This is a genomic window from Marinobacterium marisflavi (assembly GCF_982447095.1).
In genome coordinates, this window is record NZ_OZ457898.1 from 2611857 (window position 1) to 2628853 (window position 16997).

Consider the following 16997-nt stretch of genomic DNA (forward strand, 5'->3'; position numbering starts at 1 on the left):
ACCATGAGTGATTACCGCGCCCCGCTAAAAGAGATGCAGTTTCTGGTAGAGCAAGCCGTTGCTGCTACCGGTGTACAACAGATTGAAGCGCTAGCCGATTTCGATATGGAGACAGTTGCTGCTGTCCTCGAAGCGGCTGGCGAATTTGCCAACCGTGGCCTGGCGCCGCTTAATGCAGTAGGCGACGAACAGGGTTGTAGCTTCGCCGATGGCAAGGTCACTACGCCTGAAGGCTGGAAAACCGCTTACGCTCAATTCTGCCAGGATGGCTGGATGGGTCTGGCTTTGCCTGCAGATTTTGGCGGCCAACAGCTTCCTAAATTTATCGCTCAGCCTGTCAACGAGATGTGGCACAGCGCCAACCTCTCATTCGTTATGTTCCATGCGCTGGTGCAGGGTTGCAGTGAAATCCTACTGAAATTCGGCACCGAAGAGCAGAAAGCACGCTACATAGCGAAGATGATAAGCGGCGAGTGGACTGCAGCGATGTCGCTGACTGAACCCAGCGCAGGGTCTGACCTAGGCGAGCTGAAAACCAAGGCGACCCTCCAGGATAATGGTCATTATCTGATCAAGGGTCAGAAGATCTACATCTCCTATGGCGAGCATGACCTAGCCGACAACAAAATCCATTTTGTACTGGCGCGTACGCCCGAAGCGCCCGAGGGCAGCCGCGGAATATCACTCTTTGCGGTACCGACTTACCGCATTAACGACGATGGCTCACTCGGTGAATTCAACGACGTACTCTGTACCGGTATCGAACATAAAACCGGCCTGCACGGCAGCCCAACCTGTTCTATCAGCTACGGCGATAATGACAACTGTTACGGCGAACTGATCGGCACTGAGAACAAGGGCCTGGCGGCGATGTTCATCTTGATGAACGAGGCACGCCTGTCTGTTGGCCTGCAGGGCGTTGCGCTTGGTGAGCTGGCCTATCAGAAAGCGGCGGAATACGCGCTGGAGCGCACTCAGGGTGCTCACTACGAGACCAAAGAGCGTCGTGTGCCTATCGTTCAGCACCCAGACGTTGCCCGTCTTCTGCTCACTATTAAGTCACAGGTGTTTGCTCAACGCGGCTTGGGTTATCTGGTGGCAGCCCTGGTTGATAAGTCAGAGTACTGCCAGGATGAAGCTGAAAAAGCGGCGATGGAAGCGCGCATTGCACTGCTTACACCAATCTTCAAAGCGTTCAGCACTGAACAGAGCAACTTGATGGCGGGTTCAGCAATTCAGGTGTTCGGCGGTATGGGCTTTGTAGAGGAGACTGGCGTCGCTCAGATTATGCGTGATGCGCGGATCACAACGATTTACGAAGGTACCACAGGCATCCAGGCGAAGGACCTGTTGTTCCGTAAGATTATGGGTGATAAAGGCGCTGCGCTTGAGTCCCTGCTGGCAGAGATCAATGAGACTGCTGATAAGCTCAAAGCTGAGGTAGATTTGGCAGCACTCGGCGGCAACCTTGGTGGCGCTATCTATGCCGTCCGGGGTATCGGCGCCCAAATGGCTAAAAGCAGCAACCTGCTGCAACTCAATGCCGGCGGCGTAGCGATGCTTGAAGCGCTCGGCTTCCTAACCTCAGCTTGGCAGTTGGGCGAATCGGCTCTGCGTGCCAAAGCCGCTCTTGCGCAAGGTTTGGATCCAAGGTTCAACACCAACATCATTGCTATGGCGAAGTTCCATGATGCTCACCTTCTGCCGCAGTTGCACGCTCGTTTGAGCACCTTCAGTCAGGCCGCAGCGGGTATTGCTGAGTACAGTTTTGCAGAGTAGGCATAAGAAGATGACAGCGAAGACACAACACGAGTTTCACGCAGTTAATATCAACAATTTCGGCGTTACCATTGAGAATGCTGCCGATGGTGTGCAGTACGTCACCAGCACAGAGCCGCTGAGTGACTACCCGGTAAAGCTGACCGATAAGCTGGTTCACTGGGCTACAGAGACACCTGATACCGTGCTGATCAACCAGCGTGGCGAGAGCGGCGAATGGGAGTCACTCACCTTTGCTCAGACGCTTGAGAGCGTGCGCGCTATTGCAAGCTGGATGCTGACGCAGAACCTCAGTAACGATCGCCCTGTGGTTATCCTCTCAGGCAACTCGACTGAGCATCTACTGGTGGCGCTGGCGTCTATGTACATTGGTGTGCCTTTCTCACCGATTTCGACGGCCTACTCCCTGATCTCCAGCGACTACGGCAAACTGCGGCATGTCTTCGACACTCTGACACCGGGCCTAATTTTTACAGACAATCTGGGCCCATACCGCGATGCTATTGATGCTGTTAACACGGCTAAAGTACCGGTGCTGACTTGCTCTTCAGACCATGCAACCGACGCTTTGCACTACAGGGTTTCAAACTTTAGTGATGCGCTGAGCACTACCGCTTCAACGGAAGTGGATGCAGTTCACGCGGGGCTGACCGGCGATGCAATTGCGAAGTTCCTTTGGACTTCAGGCTCGACGGGTATGCCTAAGGCAGTTATCAACACACAACGTATGATCTGTGCAAACCAGGAGATGGTGCGCTCAGTCTACGCTTTCCTCAAAGATGAGAGACCGATAATTCTGGACTGGCTCCCATGGAACCACACCTTCGGTGGCAACCAGAACATCGGCATGGCGGTCTACAACGGCGGCACCTTCTACATCGACGAAGGTAAGCCTGTGCCGAAGATGATTCACCACACGCTGGAGAACCTCAAAGAGATCTCGCCGACCATCTACTTCAACGTGCCTAAGGGCTACGAGTTGATGGCAAAAGAGCTGGAAGCTAACCCTGAGATTGCTAAGTCGCTATTTAAGAACCTCAGGATGTTCTTCTTTGCCGGTGCTGGCCTGGCGCAGCATGTTTGGGATCAACTGGATGCGCTCTCCGTAGAACACACCGGTAAAAAAGTCCCAATGGTGACTGGCCTGGGCGCTACCGAAACAGCTCCCTCGGTGCTTTTTGCCTCAGTAGAAGAGTCAGCATCCGGCGTAATTGGAAGCCCCGCCCCCGGCATCAAGCTGAAACTAGTTCCCAATGGCGACAAAACCGAGATCCGTGTTAAAGCGGTCACCATCACTCCGGGATACTGGCGCAATGAAGAGCAAACCCAAAAAGCCTTTGATGAAGAGGGCTTCTACTGTTTGGGCGACGCGGTTAAGTGGATTGACCCAGAAGCACCTAACCGAGGCATGCTATTTGATGGCCGCGTCTCGGAGGACTTCAAACTCGATACCGGCACTTGGGTCAGCGCAGGCACACTGCGCGCCAGCCTGATTCATCACTTTGCGCCTTATGTTCAGGATGCTGTGATCTGCGGTCGTGACCGTAGTTACATTGCAGCGATGATCTTCCCAGATTGGGCGCATCTGCAGGCGCTTGTACCCGGTGGTGAGGATATGGATAACGCGACTTTAGCGTCTCAGTCGCAGGTCAAAGAGGTAATAGCAGAGCGTCTGGAGCAGATGGCAGGCTCTAGCACTGGTAGCTCGACACGCGTGAAGCGCATCACGATTCTGACGGAGCTGCCATCCATTGATGGTAACGAGATCACCGATAAGGGCTCTATTAACCAGCGTGCTGTTATGAGTCGTCGCGAGGGTATAATGAACTCTCTCTACGAAGAGCACCCAGCCGACCACCTAATCTCACTTTAACGGAGCAGATAATGATTAATCTCGACGAAATTATCGCAATCGACTTCCACACGCATGCGGAAGAGCCCTGCTCCTGTGAGCGTGACGACGGCTACTTCGAGTTCCAGGAAGCGTTTGCCAAGTACTTCAAGAATCCCGCTGGCCACAACATGATGCCATCGCCGGATGAGACTGCAGCCTACTACCGTGAGCGCAAAATCGCCTCGGTTATCTTCCCGGTAGACGCGGAGCGCAACACCGGCTTTAAGCGTTACGAGAATGAAGAGGTTGCACGTATCTGTGCAGAAAATGATGACATTCTGATCCCATTTGCATCCATAGACCCTGCAAAAGGGCTTCTGGGCGCGCGCGAAGCGCGACGTCTGGTGCGTGACTTTGGCGTGAAAGGCTTTAAGTTCCACCCAACCATGCAGGGCTTCTACCCTAATGACCGCATGGCCTACCCACTCTATGAAGCGATTGCTGAAGAGGGTGCGATTGCGCTGTTCCACACCGGCCAGACCGGTGTAGGTGCAGGTGCTCCCGGCGGTATGAACATGCGCCTGAAGTACTCTCAGCCGATCTACCTGGATGATGTAGCCGCTGACTTCCCCGATATGCCAATCGTGATGGCGCACCCCGCCTTCCCATGGCAGGAGGAGCAGCTATCAGTACTGACGCACAAGCCCAACGTATACATGGACCTATCGGGCTGGTCACCGAAGTACTTTGCCCCAATTCTGCTGCAGTACATGAACAGCCTGCTGAAGAAGAAGATGCTGTTTGGATCTGACTGGCCGGTAATCACCCCAGATCGCTGGATTGCTGATTTCGAAAAACTCGACGTGAAAGAGGAAGTGAAACCTCTGATCATGAAAGAGAACGCCGCGCGCCTCCTCAAACTAAAATAAATCGTGTTCACGGAACGGGGTCTGACCCCTTTAGTTGCCCACGCCTCCTCAAACTAAAATAAATCGTGTTTACCTAAGGGGTCAGACCACGTGGGGTCAGACCCCTTTCCTTGCCTGGGGTCAGCCCTTAGCGCGGATAGAGCGTCAGACTATCCCCATCAATCAACACGCAATCCATACCCGCTGCATGCGCAGCTTGCAGGCCGATCTGCGTATCCTCAAACACCACACACTCTTCAGGCGGCACATCTAAGTGCTTAGCAGCCGTGAGGAAGGTCTCGGGGTGGGGCTTACCATTTTCGACATCGGTGCAGGCTACAACGGAATCAAAGTGATCAAGAATATCCACATGCTTGAGCATCTCTAGCGCGTGGTCACGGCGGCTACCCGTGCCAATTGCCATAGGTTTCAGGCCGCGATGCTCGCGCACAATTGCTGTTGTAAGTTCAATCAGGTCGGGTAGGCGCCCAAGTGACTCCCAGGTAGCGATCTTGTGCTGCGCCACCGCTTCAGGATCGTGATTTAGGCCAAACTTCTCATTCAGCATCGAAGCGGTGGTCACAGACGGCACCCCACCCAGCGCATGAATAAACTCACGATTCACCGCATAGCCATAGTGCTTGCAGGTGACCTCCCAGGCATCCAAATGGGCTGGCATGGAGTCGATCAGCGTGCCGTCCATATCGAAAATCAGGGCGTTGTAGGGGGTCAGGTCGATCATTACAGATCCTTAAAGAGTAGAGAGTGGCAGAGACGAGACTCTACCAGCCAACAGCTAGGGACAAAAGCACTCGCGCAGATTAGCGGTTCGATCTACACAGGATTCGACAACGCAACTAGCTCTGCCAATTTAGCAGATAATTTCGACAGAGTGATGGGTTTCAACAACACTGCACTTGCACCAGCAGCCAGCATCTGATCGGTCTCTTTACCAATCGTCGCTGCAGTCAGTCCTATCAGCGGCACTTTGGTATCAACACGCCGCACCTCGCGTGCGAACTCATAGCCATTCATCTCGGGCATAAAGATATCTGACAGTACTAGATCAAACTTACCCGACTCAAAGACCTCCAGAGCCTCTTTGCCGTTGTTAGCAATAGTCACCTGCGCACCCTGTTTACTGAGCATTTTCTGCGTCAGCATCTGAATCATTTTGTTATCCTCAGCCAATAGCACCCGCATCCCTTTCAAGGACGATTCGTTTGCCTGAGGCTTGAGCTGCTCGGATGGATCCGCTTTAGCCAGATCAACCTCCAACTCAATCACGAAGCAGGCGCCGCCCTCGGGGCGAGGCTCATAACGCAGTTCTCCACCCATATTTTGGATAATCTCACGGCAGATATGCAGTCCAAGGCCCGTGCCCTCGGCCTCGGTAGAGCCACGTACAAAGGCTTCAAACAACTGTTCAACCTTATCAGCAGAAACCCCTTTGCCGTTATCTGCAATCCAAAAACGCAGCGCCTTACGCTCTCCCTCCAGCAGCGTACCCGAGGCACCCACCTCGAGTTCTGTTCCGCCTGAATGGATCAAGGCGTTCTTGATGAGGTTTGAAAGCACCTGACGCAACAACGTTTTCTGAATATGGACTGGGTGAAAGGTCAATCCGGTTAAATCGGTCCTGAGCTCAATCCCTTGGCGCGTAGCCAAGGATTGGAAGCTCTCCGCTTGCTGCTGCAGCATCTCATCCAGCACCACATCATCAAAGGCTGACTGGGCCATACGCTGAGGCTGCGCCACAGCACGCAAGGTATCAATGACGGAGAGCAACTGCTCAATGTTAGCGCGCGCCAATGTCGAGTCCAGGCGTTCACCCTCACCCAGATCATCCAGCATCATCTGCAAACTAGCCGCTGGCGTGCGCAACTCATGCCCGATCACCGCATACATCTGCGCTTGGCGATCTTGCTCCTGTGCAAGTTTGATAGCCGCCGATTCGGCTTGCTCTTTGGCCTGCACCTCTTCAGTCACATCGACACTTGCTCCTACAAAGAATGGACGACCATCTCGCCGCTCTAGCTTTTCGAATATACGTATTTTATGGGCGGTACCATCACTGTGAATTTCTTCAATCATCCACGTTGAAAAGTATCCCTCAGACGCTGTTTTCCCCGCCTCGATATGTGCAAGTGCAGTGACTCGGGAATCGTCGGTGAGACTATCAAGCAGTTGCTGTTGAGTTATCACCCCAATATCTGGATCAACCCCATGTCGCTCACACAACACAGAGTTGGCATACATAACGCCCTCTTCGAGATCAAACTCATAAAGACCAATATTGCCCTGGACGGTAATTAGCTTCAGCTGATCGGCCTGCTTCTCTGCCTGCTGCCGAGCTACCACAGCGTCCGTAATATCAATCGACGCTCCCATGAACAGCAAGCGGCCATCGCGTTCAATATTTACACCGGTAACACGGAGGGTACTGGCAACTCTCTCCTCTCCTATGTACTGTTGGTGAACGAACGTCACTTTGGCGCCAGCAGGTTGTTGGCTCATTTCACCTATTTTCTGCTGTATCAACGCTAGACTCTCGGCCGGAAAGTCATCGAAGCGTCTGGAAAAATCTATTGCCCCATCATCCGCGTTGCGCCCAAATCTTTGCTGCAACGCCAGATCTCCATTTAGCATTCCCGTAGCGTAATCGTACTCCAGGTGGGCAATATCAGCGGCACTGGCAACAAGATCACGGCGTGCTTGCTCTTTACCCAACTCGGCAAGCGCTTCATCTATATCCTTGCGCAATTTTATCTCTTCCTGCACGCGTCCCTTTGCATGAGAAACAACACCCCCCACCAACATATTGGCGACAGCTGCCATTCCTGCCATTGCTAAGGCCTGACTGATGACCACCGCCCAACCCAACTGCCCGGTAAAATGTGAGATGACCGCCGCCGCAGGGAAAACAACGGCGATAAAAATGTAGCGGACAGGCCCAATCGTTATAGCGGACAGGAATATGCTGGCCACAATCAGCGAGGCCATCCCGACACCCGAATCCGGATTACGAATCACGGACCCTATCGCTATCGCAACGCCGATACCGACGAGGGAGTATGTACGTACCGTAAAACTCGTTCGGCTAAGTGGCAGCGCTAGATAGACGATCCATGCGAAGATCAATACTTGGAAGAAAACAACGCCATAGGCACCATCAGCGTTGAGGGCGCGTAACGTACTGGCTAGCAGCGCTGGTAACATGATTATCGCCAGCAGAACAACAACCCGCTGACTTAGACGTTGGAAAAACACTTCGGACGAATTCGTCATAAACTAATACTCATTTTGCTTCTCGTAATGCGACGCATATTGAGAATACCAGTGTAAAAAACAAAGCTAACAATGAAATAGGGTGGCACTGCACCTACAGTGTCGAATTACTACGAAGTAACCCATCGAATTTAGCAGCTATTAGCAATCAACATACCAACTTGTATAAATGTCACCAGACCATAAGAGCGCGTCTCTAAGTCTGCTACAATCAGCCCCAATCTGAATTAGCGAGAGCACACATGTCTATCACGCCCGAGCAGTTAGAGTTTGACCGCGAACACATCTGGCACCCCTACTCATCGATGATTAATCCACCCCCGATGACGCCTGTAGTTTCGGCCAGCGGTACGCGTTTGAGACTCAATGACGGTCGGGAGCTAATAGACGGCATGTCCTCTTGGTGGTCCACCATACATGGCTACAACCACCCAGCACTAAACGAGGCCGCGAAAAGCCAGATCAGCAAGATGTCGCATGTGATGTTTGGTGGAATCACTCACGAACCGGCCATAGAGCTCGCGCGCAAGTTGGTGCGCATGACGCCCACCGGCTTGGATAAGGTCTTTATCGCCGACTCCGGCTCAGTCTCGGTAGAGGTTGCGATTAAGATGGCACTGCAGTACTGGCAGAGCCTGGGACAGGGTAAAAAACACAAGCTGGTCACACTGCGCGGTGGCTACCACGGCGATACCTTTGGTGCGATGTCGGTCTGTGACCCGGTAACGGGGATGCATGAGATCTTTACTGGAGTACTGCCCAAACACCACTTTGTACCCCGCCCTGTTTCCAAATTTGGAGAGCCGCTACTGCAGAGCGATAGCGATGCACTTGAAGAGGTTCTGCGCGAGCATGCCGATGAACTTGCCGCCCTGATACTCGAACCGATAGTTCAGGGTGCCGGCGGCATGTATTTCTACAGCGCTGACTACTTGAAGCGCGCACGCGATCTCTGCGACCAGTACAACATCCTGCTAATCGCCGATGAGATCGCCACAGGCTTCGGCCGCACCGGTAAACTATTCGCTTGCGATCACGCTGGCATCAGCCCCGATATCCTCTGTGTCGGTAAAGCACTCACCGGCGGCTACATGACATTGGCCGCAACGCTAACAACCAACGAGATTGCCCAAACCATCTCATCCGGCGGTGCCGGCTGCTTTATGCACGGCCCCACCTTTATGGGCAACCCACTCGCCTGCGCCGTGGCCAATGCCAGCCTGAGGCTGATAGAGACAGGTGAATGGGAGAATCAGGTTGAGCGTATTTCCGATGGACTCAAATCAGGGCTTGCTCCGGCGGCAGAGCTAGATTCTGTTGCAGAAGTGCGTGTGATTGGCGCTATCGGTGTCGTGGAGCGAAAAGAGCCTGTGTCACTGGCTGAAGTGCAACCAATGTTTGTAGAGCGCGGCACATGGGTGCGTCCATTTGGCCGCAACGTCTACCTAATGCCGCCGTATATCAGCACTAGCAAGGATATCGCTGCGCTGACATCGGGAGTAGTGGATGTGCTCAAAGCGCTTGAGAGCGACTAATCGCCTCGTTCGGCTTTGCCTCACAAGCCTCCCACAAGGGCACCCCCTCTGCACGTATCAGATCGCGACCTTGGCTTCGCCAAAATCCCTTCTACATGAATAATTCAATTTATGAGGGTTATTCGGTGCAACCGAATGACGCGACCCTTCTTTTAAGCCGCAGCCGCCTCCAACGGGTAGCGACGCAACAGCAACATTACCGCCAGCACCAACGCACAGATAGGCATTACAACTAGGTTGAGCGTGTACCAGCCGCTTGCGTTAAGCAGCACGCCAGCCATGAACGAGCCCAGGGCCACGGTAGAGAAGATCATAAAGTCGTTAAACCCCTGAGCCAGACCTTTCTCTTCAGGGGTATGCGCTTCAGCCACCAGCGCTGTCGCCCCGATAAAACCAAAGTTCCAACCAACACCCAATAGGATCAGCGAGCCCCAGAAGTGCGCGAGCTCCAGCCCTTGTAGGGCAATGATACCGGCCAAGGCTATCAGGATAAGTCCTAGCGCCGTGATACGCGCTTTTCCAAAGCGCACCATCAATTTGCCAGTAAAAAAGGATGGAGCAAACATAGCCAGTACGTGCCATTGGATACCGAGCGCCGCATGCTTCACTTCATGCCCATGGTCTACCATCGCAATGGGTGCGGCTGTCATTACAAAGGCCATCAATGTATAGGAGACAACACCCGCTGCAACGGCAATGGTATAGCGTGGACGCTTAAGCAGATCGATTAAGCGGGTATCAGATGCTGACTTGACCCTCTTCGGTGCTGGACCCGCATCGCGGATTTGCATAATCACAGCAAGACCAATTAGCACCAATACGGCTTGACCGATGAAGGCGCCGGCGTACTGCACCTCCATCGCATCCTGCGTCCAGACAACCACTTGCGGACCTATAATAGCCGCTATCAAACCGCCGATCATAACCCTCGATATCGCTTTCGGTGCCTGCTCTTTGGGCAAGCCCTCGACCACGGCAAAACGGAAACTTTGCACATGCGCAGCGTAATAGCCCGCTAAAAGAGTACCGGCACAGAAGAGCGCAAAGGTTTGAGTCAGAATGCCAGTTGCACTCAACGAAGCAGATACCAGAGCGAAAATCCCGGCGATAATGTAGGCGGTCCTGCGCCCTAGTTTGGCCATCAAAAATGCCGCTGGGAGTGCGCTGAGCGCCAGTCCCAAGTTGAACAGGAACACGGGCAGGGTCATCAACTCGTGCGGCGCACCCATCGCCATACTTACTAGGCCGCCCAGTGAAATAATAATCGGTGGTGTTGAGGCACCGAATGCTTGTGCAGCGGTGTATAGATTGACGTTGCGGCCGAGGGAGTTGGACATGGTGGAGTTCCCATTTAATTCGAATGTGTCGCCTCAAGAGGCGACCTACGGCGAGTCGAACAAGCCCGACAGGTCGAGTCTCGACCCGACATTACGAGCGAAACGAGTTTATATCAGCTTTTGCTAAATAAGGAAAATCTTAAGCCCTCTGGTGTACACTTAACACCCTCTATTCGAGCACTGTTTTAAAATCTAGGGAGCCCAACCTTGGCACGTATTAAACTGGATATGCCAGAGAACTATCTCTTCACAACTGAAATCCCCTTGCGCATTACCGACATTAACTACGGTGGTCACCTAGGTAACGACGCCGTACTCAGCCTGATTCACGAAAGCCGCGTACAGTTTCTGCAACAGAACGGCTACACGGAAATGGATGTTGAAGGCTTCGGCATCATCATGACCGACACTGCCATCGTCTATAAATCCGAGGGATTCTATGGCGATCGCGTGAAAGTAGATGTTACGGTCGGCGACTTTAACAAGTACGGCTGCGATATCTACTACCTGCTGAGCAACAAAAAAACCGCCGTTGATGTGGCCCACGCCAAGACTGGCATCGTATTCTTCGACTATGACCAGCGCAAAGTGGTGCCGCTACCCGAAGCGTTTAGGGAAAATCTGCTGAAGGATATCTAAGATGCAACTGTTGCTATCGCCCACCTCACCCTATGCCCGAGCTATACGCATCGCCTTGATGCTCAAAGGCCTGGATGACGAATGTACAGTGGGTTGGGTTGATCCAGCCTCAGACACCCCCGAATTAGTGCAGGCCAATCCCATGAGTCGTGTACCCACGCTACTGCTGGATGATGGCACAGCGCTCACCGAAACAGCACTTATTCTGCAGTATCTCGATCGCAGAGCGCCTCACCCCCCGCTAATACCGAGCGCTAACGCCAATAGCGAGCTCGCCCTCGCTGGCCGCGCGCTGGCAATGCTGGACGCAGCCCTCTGGATAATGAATAACCGTAAGTATCTAGGTGCGACCGCGAACGACAACGCTCTCGGTGAACGCCGGATGGAAACACTAAAACGCACCCTTGCGAGTTTTAAAGAGACTCCACCTAGAGCTGTTGGCCAGGTGGTCGGTATGGGGCAACTTCTACTGCAGGTTGCCATTGAGTATTTAGAGTTCCGTTTACCCGAACTGGAGGCAACCAAAACAAGCGGCCTTGGTGACTGGGGCAAGCCGCTGCGCAAACTCGAAGCCTTCCAACTGACTGAGCCGCAATAAGAGTGCGAGCCTTGAATCGGGTTTAGAACTCCTCAGGTGGGATCTGGTAATCACGCGCTAGGTTTTCAAAGCGCGTGAACTTACCGATAAACGCCAAGCGAGTGGTTCCGATAGGGCCGTTACGCTGCTTACCGATAATGATCTCAGCGACACCCTTCTCCGGCGAGTCTTCGTTGTAGACCTCATCACGATAGATAAACATGATGACGTCTGCGTCCTGCTCGATCGCGCCTGATTCCCTCAGATCCGAGTTAACCGGACGCTTGTTAGGACGCTGCTCCAGCGAGCGGTTCAGCTGCGATAGCGCGACAACCGGACACTCCATCTCCTTGGCGATCGCCTTGAGCGAGCGGGAGATTTCGGAGATCTCGTTGGTGCGCGACTCAACTTTGCCGGTCTTAATCTGCATCAGCTGCAGGTAGTCGACCATGATCATTGAGAGCGGCCCATGCTCGCGCACGATACGACGCGCGCGGGTACGCATCTCGTTGGGGCTAATACCGGCCTGATCGTCGATAAACAGCGGTTTATTCTTCAGCATGTTGACCGCCGCGGTGAGCTTAGGCCAATCGTCATCTTCTAGCTGTCCGTTACGCACCTTGGTCTGGTTAATACGCCCCAGCGATGACAGCATACGCGTTACCAACTGCGCCGCCGGCATCTCCAAGCTGAAGACCAGCACTGGCTTATTACTCGCCATCAGAGCGTTCTCGACCAGGTTCATGGCGAAGGTCGTCTTACCCATCGAGGGCCTAGCCGCGACAATGATCAGGTCCGACTTCTGCATACCGCCGGTCGCCTCATCGAGATCATCGAAGCCGGTGGTTACACCCGTGAGTGAATCCGAGTTACCGAAGAGCTCATCAATACGCTCTACGGCCTCTTTGAGCAGCGGGTTGACCCCCTGAGGGCCACCCTGATTCGGACGATCTTCCGCGATCTGGAAGATCTTGCTTTCGGCTTCGTTGAGAATCTCTTCAGCACCACGACCTTCTGGGAAGAAGGCGGAATCGTTGATCTCATTCGATACCGAGATCATCTGACGCAACAGCGCACGATCGCGCACGATCTCTGAGTAGGCGCGAATGTTTGAAGCGCTTGGCGTGTTGCTAGCCAGGTCGACCAGATACTCGAGGCCGCCACAGGCTTCAAGCTCGCCAGTACGGTCTAACTCTTCAGAGAGGGTAACCACATCGATCGGGCGCCCCAGGTCGATCAACTTTTGCATAGTGCGAAAGATATTGCGGTGATTGCCGCTGTAGAAGTGCGAATCAACAACAATCTCCGAGACCACGTCCCAGGCGTTGTTATCTAGCATCATGCCGCCCAGTACAGACTGCTCCGCCTCCATCGAGTGCGGGGGTACCTTGGCACGCTCTACTTCACGGTCGTAATCAGCTCTTTCCACGCGTAACTAACTCAAATAAATCAGAAATATGTTGGGCCGCTCACTATAACACAGGCATTCCAGAGTAGGAGCGCAGTTTACTGCGCGACGCACTACTCCCTCTTTTCTGCCTCAGGTTTGACCATGCGGTTCTCAAGCCGTACTTCCTGCAGAAATAGCGCGGCGATAAGGCCCAGCACACAGAAACTACCAGCAACCCAGAAGATCGGATGCATTGCATCAACCACCACAGCGCCAATGGTCTGCTGCACCTCAGGTGAAAATAAAGCAAGCATGGCTGGGCTGATGACGAACTCACCGCTCTCACTGAATATGCCGTCAATTTCAGCAGTCTCAAACTGCGCCAACATACGCGCAGTGAAGATCGCACCAAGCACGGCAACACCCAGGGAACCGCCAACCTGACGAAACATCACGCCTGCGGCCGTTGCTGTACCCAGCTGTTGGCGCGGCACGACATTCTGTACAGACGAGGTGACCACGGGAAAGATACATCCCATGCCCAGACCAACCGTCAGCAAGTAAACAGAAAACGTTACTAAGCCGGTGGTCACATGCAACTGCGATAGCAACACCATACTCAGTGTTAGAAAGGCCATACCAATAATGGTGATGTAGTAGTAGCGCCCCGTTTTACCCATGTAACGCCCAGCGAGGGTAGACGAGGTGACGATGCCTAGAGTCATCGGAATCATCGCTAAGCCCGACTCAGTGGGCGATATACCCAAGGCGATCTGAAGATAGAGCGGCAAAAAGGTGATTGAGCTGAACATCGCCATACCCGAGATAAAACCTATGACACTGGTCAGCGTGAAGATATTCATTTTGAACAGACTCAGCGGCAAAATGGGTTCCGCGGCGCGGCGCTCAATCCAGACAAACAGTAGCAACGCACCAATCGAGATCAAGATTAACGCCTGCGCCTCGAGTGACGACCAGGGAAAGGAGCGTCCACCCAAACTAGAAACGAGAGTCAGCGCCGCCAATGTGATGCTCAAAAACAGAGCACCCGCCCAGTCGATTTTATGTTTTACCCTTTGGCCAGTGGGGTGAAAACCTGCGATAAAGCCTGCAATAGCCAAGAGCCCTACGGGAATATTGATAAAGAATATCCAGTGCCAGCTCGCCACATCGACCAGCCAACCACCTGCCAACGGGCCCACGACGCTGGCGAGCGAAAATATCGCCGCGAAGACTCCCTGCATCTTGCCGCGATCTTTGGGCGGCAACACATCAGCAACAACTGAGAGCGCTAGCACAAACAACCCACCACCACCGAAGCCTTGTATGACGCGAGCAATAATTAGCGCATTCATGCTGTATGCAAGACCACAGAGCACCGAACCAGTGAGAAACAAGCTGACTGAAACCATCACCATAGCGCGGCGTCCGAACAGATCGCCAAGCTTGCCATAGAGAGGGGCTGAAACCGTTGAGGAGAGTATGTAGGCGGTAACCACCCAAGATAGCTGATCTATCCCTTTTAGATCCGCAACGATGGTCGGAAGTGCCGTGGAGACAATCGTTTGATCGAGAGCTGCCAACATCAGCAACATACCGATCGAGAGTATAACCAGAGGAACCGATTTTGCCGGCGACGCTAAAGCTGTATTCGAATCAGACATGGGGACCTCGATTGGAATCCGGGAGTTTGCGTCTCCGGCGATCGCCGCGCTCGGCCACCCGGGCATTCGCGGCATACGTTACATCCCTGTACAAAAAAACCGCGCCGAAGCGCGGTTTTCTTATAACAACAAACTAATTACTCTGCTTCAACAGTCAGAGTAATTGATGCTGTAACTTCTGCGTGCAGCTGAACGTCAACTTCGAACTGGCCAGTTGTACGGATAACACCGTTTGGCAGACGAACTTCTGACTTCTCAACTTCAGTACCAGCAGCAGTGATCGCATCAGCGATATCTTTGCTACCGATAGAGCCGAACAGTTTACCTTCGTCACCAGCGTTGGCAGCGATAGTAATTGCCAGACCTTCCAGAGCTTCACCGCGAGCTGTAGCAGAAGCCAGCTTGTCAGCAGCCTCTTTTTCCAGTTCAGCGCGACGCTCTTCGAAGCGAGCCATGTTTGCTTCAGTTGCAGAAACTGCTTTGCCCTGAGGGATCAGGTAGTTACGGCCGAAACCAGCCTTAACATTAACCTTATCACCCAGACCACCCAGTTTGCCGATCTTCTCGAGGAGGATAACTTCCATCTCTCAAAACCTCATTTAGGCTGCAGGTATACCTGCAGTAAATACTTATGTTTCACTCAAAGCGCGATCAGATCGCGCTTAAAAGCAGTCTTACAGATCGTGACCGTCTGTGTACGGCAGCAGCGCTACGTAACGAGCGCGCTTGATCGCAGTTGCCAGCTGACGCTGGTACTTAGCTTTAGTACCAGTGATACGGCTAGGAACGATCTTGCCAGTTTCAGTGATGTAACCTTTCAGTACATCCAGGTCTTTGTAATCGATCTCAGTAACGCCTTCTGCAGTGAAACGGCAGAACTTACGACGACGGAAAAAACGTGCCATCTGATCTATCTCCTAATCTTAATTACTCTTCAGAAGCCGCTTCTTCAGACTTTTCAGCCTGAGGTGCTGGCTTCTCGCTGCGATCTTCACGACGTGGCTTGCGCTCTTCACGTGCTTCAGCAGCTTTGATTGGAGATGGCTCAGTGATCGCTTCTTTAGTGCGAAGAATCATGTTACGCAGAACGGCATCGTTGTAGCGGAACAGGTTTTCGATCTCGTCCATCACAGCCTGAGTAGCTTCCACGTTCATCAGAACGTAGTGTGCTTTGTGAACGTTGTTGATTGGGTATGCCAGGTGACGACGGCCCCAGTCTTCCAGACGGTGGATCTTGCCGTTATCGCCTTCAATCAGGGCAGTGTAACGTTCGATCATCGCTGGAACCTGCTCGCTCTGGTTCGGGTGAACCAGGAACAGTACTTCGTAGTGACGCATTGTAGCTCCTTACGGTTTTGCAGCCTCCGAGGTATGCAACTTCCAGCACCTTTTGAACTGGAAACCCCGAAAGCAAGGAGGTTGATATAAAAAAGGAGGCGTAATTATAGAGAGATTGTTTAAAAAAACAACAGTTAGTTGAGGCGCCGCGTCATCGCCTTATGGGCCATAACCCTCGTACAATTACTGACCGTCGCGGCATCGCCTACTCGGCGAAAACCCTCCTACAAACGTTCTGTGCGAGGCTTGTGCGCGCAGCGCATGAGGCGACCCTGAAAGGTGGTTATTCAGCCTCGAGAATCTCAACGCAGTGAGTGATCTCTACACCACCGCCCTCTAGCATCTTCGAAACCGAGCAGTACTGCTCAGCAGAGAGCTTAGCGGCGCGCTCCACAGCAGATGGTTTGAGGTTACGGCCGGTTACTTTGAAAATCAGGTGAATTTTGGTGAATACAGCAGGTACGGCATCGGCTCGTTCAGCATCGATAATTGCGACACAGTCGGTTACATCCTGACGACTCTTTTTGAGCATACTCATCACATCGACGCTAGCACAGCCGCCCAATCCAACTAGGATGTACTCCATAGGACGCGGACCCTGCTCTAGGTCGCGATCGATTACGGCTTCAAACTTTGAGTCGGTGGTCGCTTTGAAGCGCTCATCACCATCCCACTTAACTTCTACGTGCATGTTAATTTTCCTTAATT

The 16997-nt window shown here is 53.1% G+C and carries 15 protein-coding genes; 6 read left to right on the forward strand and 9 right to left on the reverse strand.

The features are described from left to right. Positions 1–3: 3 nt before the first annotated feature. The 3 genes from AC1WNR_RS12875 to AC1WNR_RS12885 are packed head-to-tail and all read left to right on the forward strand — an operon-like array spanning position 4 to position 4542. The gene (locus AC1WNR_RS12875) at positions 4–1779 is read left to right on the forward strand and encodes an acyl-CoA dehydrogenase family protein (protein ID WP_481644896.1); all 1776 of its coding nucleotides are present in this window, start codon (positions 4–6) and stop codon (positions 1777–1779) included. Positions 1780–1789: 10 nt separating this feature from the next. Next, positions 1790–3652, forward strand: coding sequence for a feruloyl-CoA synthase (locus AC1WNR_RS12880; RefSeq protein WP_481644897.1), 1863 nt, complete (start codon positions 1790–1792; stop codon positions 3650–3652). 11 nt (positions 3653–3663) lie between these two features. Continuing rightward, entirely contained in the window at positions 3664–4542 is an 879-nt protein-coding gene (locus AC1WNR_RS12885) for an amidohydrolase family protein (protein WP_481644898.1), read from the forward strand. Positions 4543–4669: 127 nt separating this feature from the next. On the opposite strand, the gene AC1WNR_RS12890 is transcribed toward AC1WNR_RS12885, so the two are convergent. Both AC1WNR_RS12890 and AC1WNR_RS12895 read right to left on the reverse strand, forming a co-directional pair. Further along, entirely contained in the window at positions 4670–5263 is a 594-nt protein-coding gene (locus tag AC1WNR_RS12890) for an HAD family hydrolase (RefSeq protein ID WP_481644899.1), read from the reverse strand. Positions 5264–5355: 92 nt separating this feature from the next. Then, positions 5356–7809 carry a PAS domain-containing hybrid sensor histidine kinase/response regulator gene (locus AC1WNR_RS12895; RefSeq protein WP_481644900.1) on the reverse strand — a complete coding sequence of 818 codons (2454 nt, stop codon included), beginning with the start codon at positions 7807–7809 and terminating at the stop codon, positions 5356–5358. Positions 7810–8051: 242 nt separating this feature from the next. On the opposite strand from AC1WNR_RS12895, the gene bioA reads away from it, so the two are divergent. Further along, positions 8052–9344, forward strand: a complete 1293-nt coding sequence (bioA, locus tag AC1WNR_RS12900; RefSeq protein ID WP_481644901.1) for an adenosylmethionine--8-amino-7-oxononanoate transaminase — start codon at positions 8052–8054, stop codon at positions 9342–9344. Between the two features lie 152 nt (positions 9345–9496). Here the strand turns inward: bioA and AC1WNR_RS12905 are convergent, their stop codons facing one another. Beyond that, positions 9497–10681, reverse strand: coding sequence for an MFS transporter (locus AC1WNR_RS12905; protein WP_481644902.1), 1185 nt, complete (start codon positions 10679–10681; stop codon positions 9497–9499). 207 nt (positions 10682–10888) lie between these two features. Here AC1WNR_RS12905 and AC1WNR_RS12910 point away from each other — a divergent pair, with 207 nt between their 5' ends. Together AC1WNR_RS12910 and AC1WNR_RS12915 are read left to right on the forward strand one after the other, a co-directional pair. Then, complete coding sequence (locus tag AC1WNR_RS12910) at positions 10889–11320, forward strand: acyl-CoA thioesterase (protein WP_481644903.1); 432 nt, start codon at positions 10889–10891, stop codon at positions 11318–11320. Between the two features lies 1 nt (position 11321). After that, positions 11322–11918, forward strand: coding sequence for a glutathione S-transferase family protein (locus tag AC1WNR_RS12915; protein ID WP_481644904.1), 597 nt, complete (start codon positions 11322–11324; stop codon positions 11916–11918). 22 nt (positions 11919–11940) lie between these two features. Here the strand turns inward: AC1WNR_RS12915 and dnaB are convergent, their stop codons facing one another. From dnaB to AC1WNR_RS12945, 6 genes are all read right to left on the reverse strand, one after another. After that, positions 11941–13326: a replicative DNA helicase gene (gene dnaB, locus AC1WNR_RS12920; protein WP_481644905.1), complete on the reverse strand. Its 1386-nt coding sequence runs from the start codon at positions 13324–13326 to the stop codon at positions 11941–11943. A 92-nt stretch (positions 13327–13418) separates the two neighbouring features. Next, complete coding sequence (locus AC1WNR_RS12925) at positions 13419–14951, reverse strand: MDR family MFS transporter (RefSeq protein ID WP_481644906.1); 1533 nt, start codon at positions 14949–14951, stop codon at positions 13419–13421. 137 nt (positions 14952–15088) lie between these two features. Next, positions 15089–15535: a 50S ribosomal protein L9 gene (rplI, locus tag AC1WNR_RS12930; RefSeq protein ID WP_481644907.1), complete on the reverse strand. Its 447-nt coding sequence runs from the start codon at positions 15533–15535 to the stop codon at positions 15089–15091. Between the two features lie 90 nt (positions 15536–15625). Next, positions 15626–15856 (reverse strand): 30S ribosomal protein S18, encoded by a 231-nt coding sequence (gene rpsR, locus AC1WNR_RS12935; RefSeq protein WP_481644908.1) that lies wholly within the window; start codon positions 15854–15856, stop codon positions 15626–15628. A 22-nt stretch (positions 15857–15878) separates the two neighbouring features. Next, complete coding sequence (gene rpsF / locus AC1WNR_RS12940; RefSeq protein ID WP_481644909.1) at positions 15879–16289, reverse strand: 30S ribosomal protein S6; 411 nt, start codon at positions 16287–16289, stop codon at positions 15879–15881. 283 nt (positions 16290–16572) lie between these two features. Beyond that, positions 16573–16980, reverse strand: a complete 408-nt coding sequence (locus tag AC1WNR_RS12945) for an OsmC family protein (RefSeq protein WP_481644910.1) — start codon at positions 16978–16980, stop codon at positions 16573–16575. Between the last annotated feature and the right edge of the window lie 17 nt (positions 16981–16997).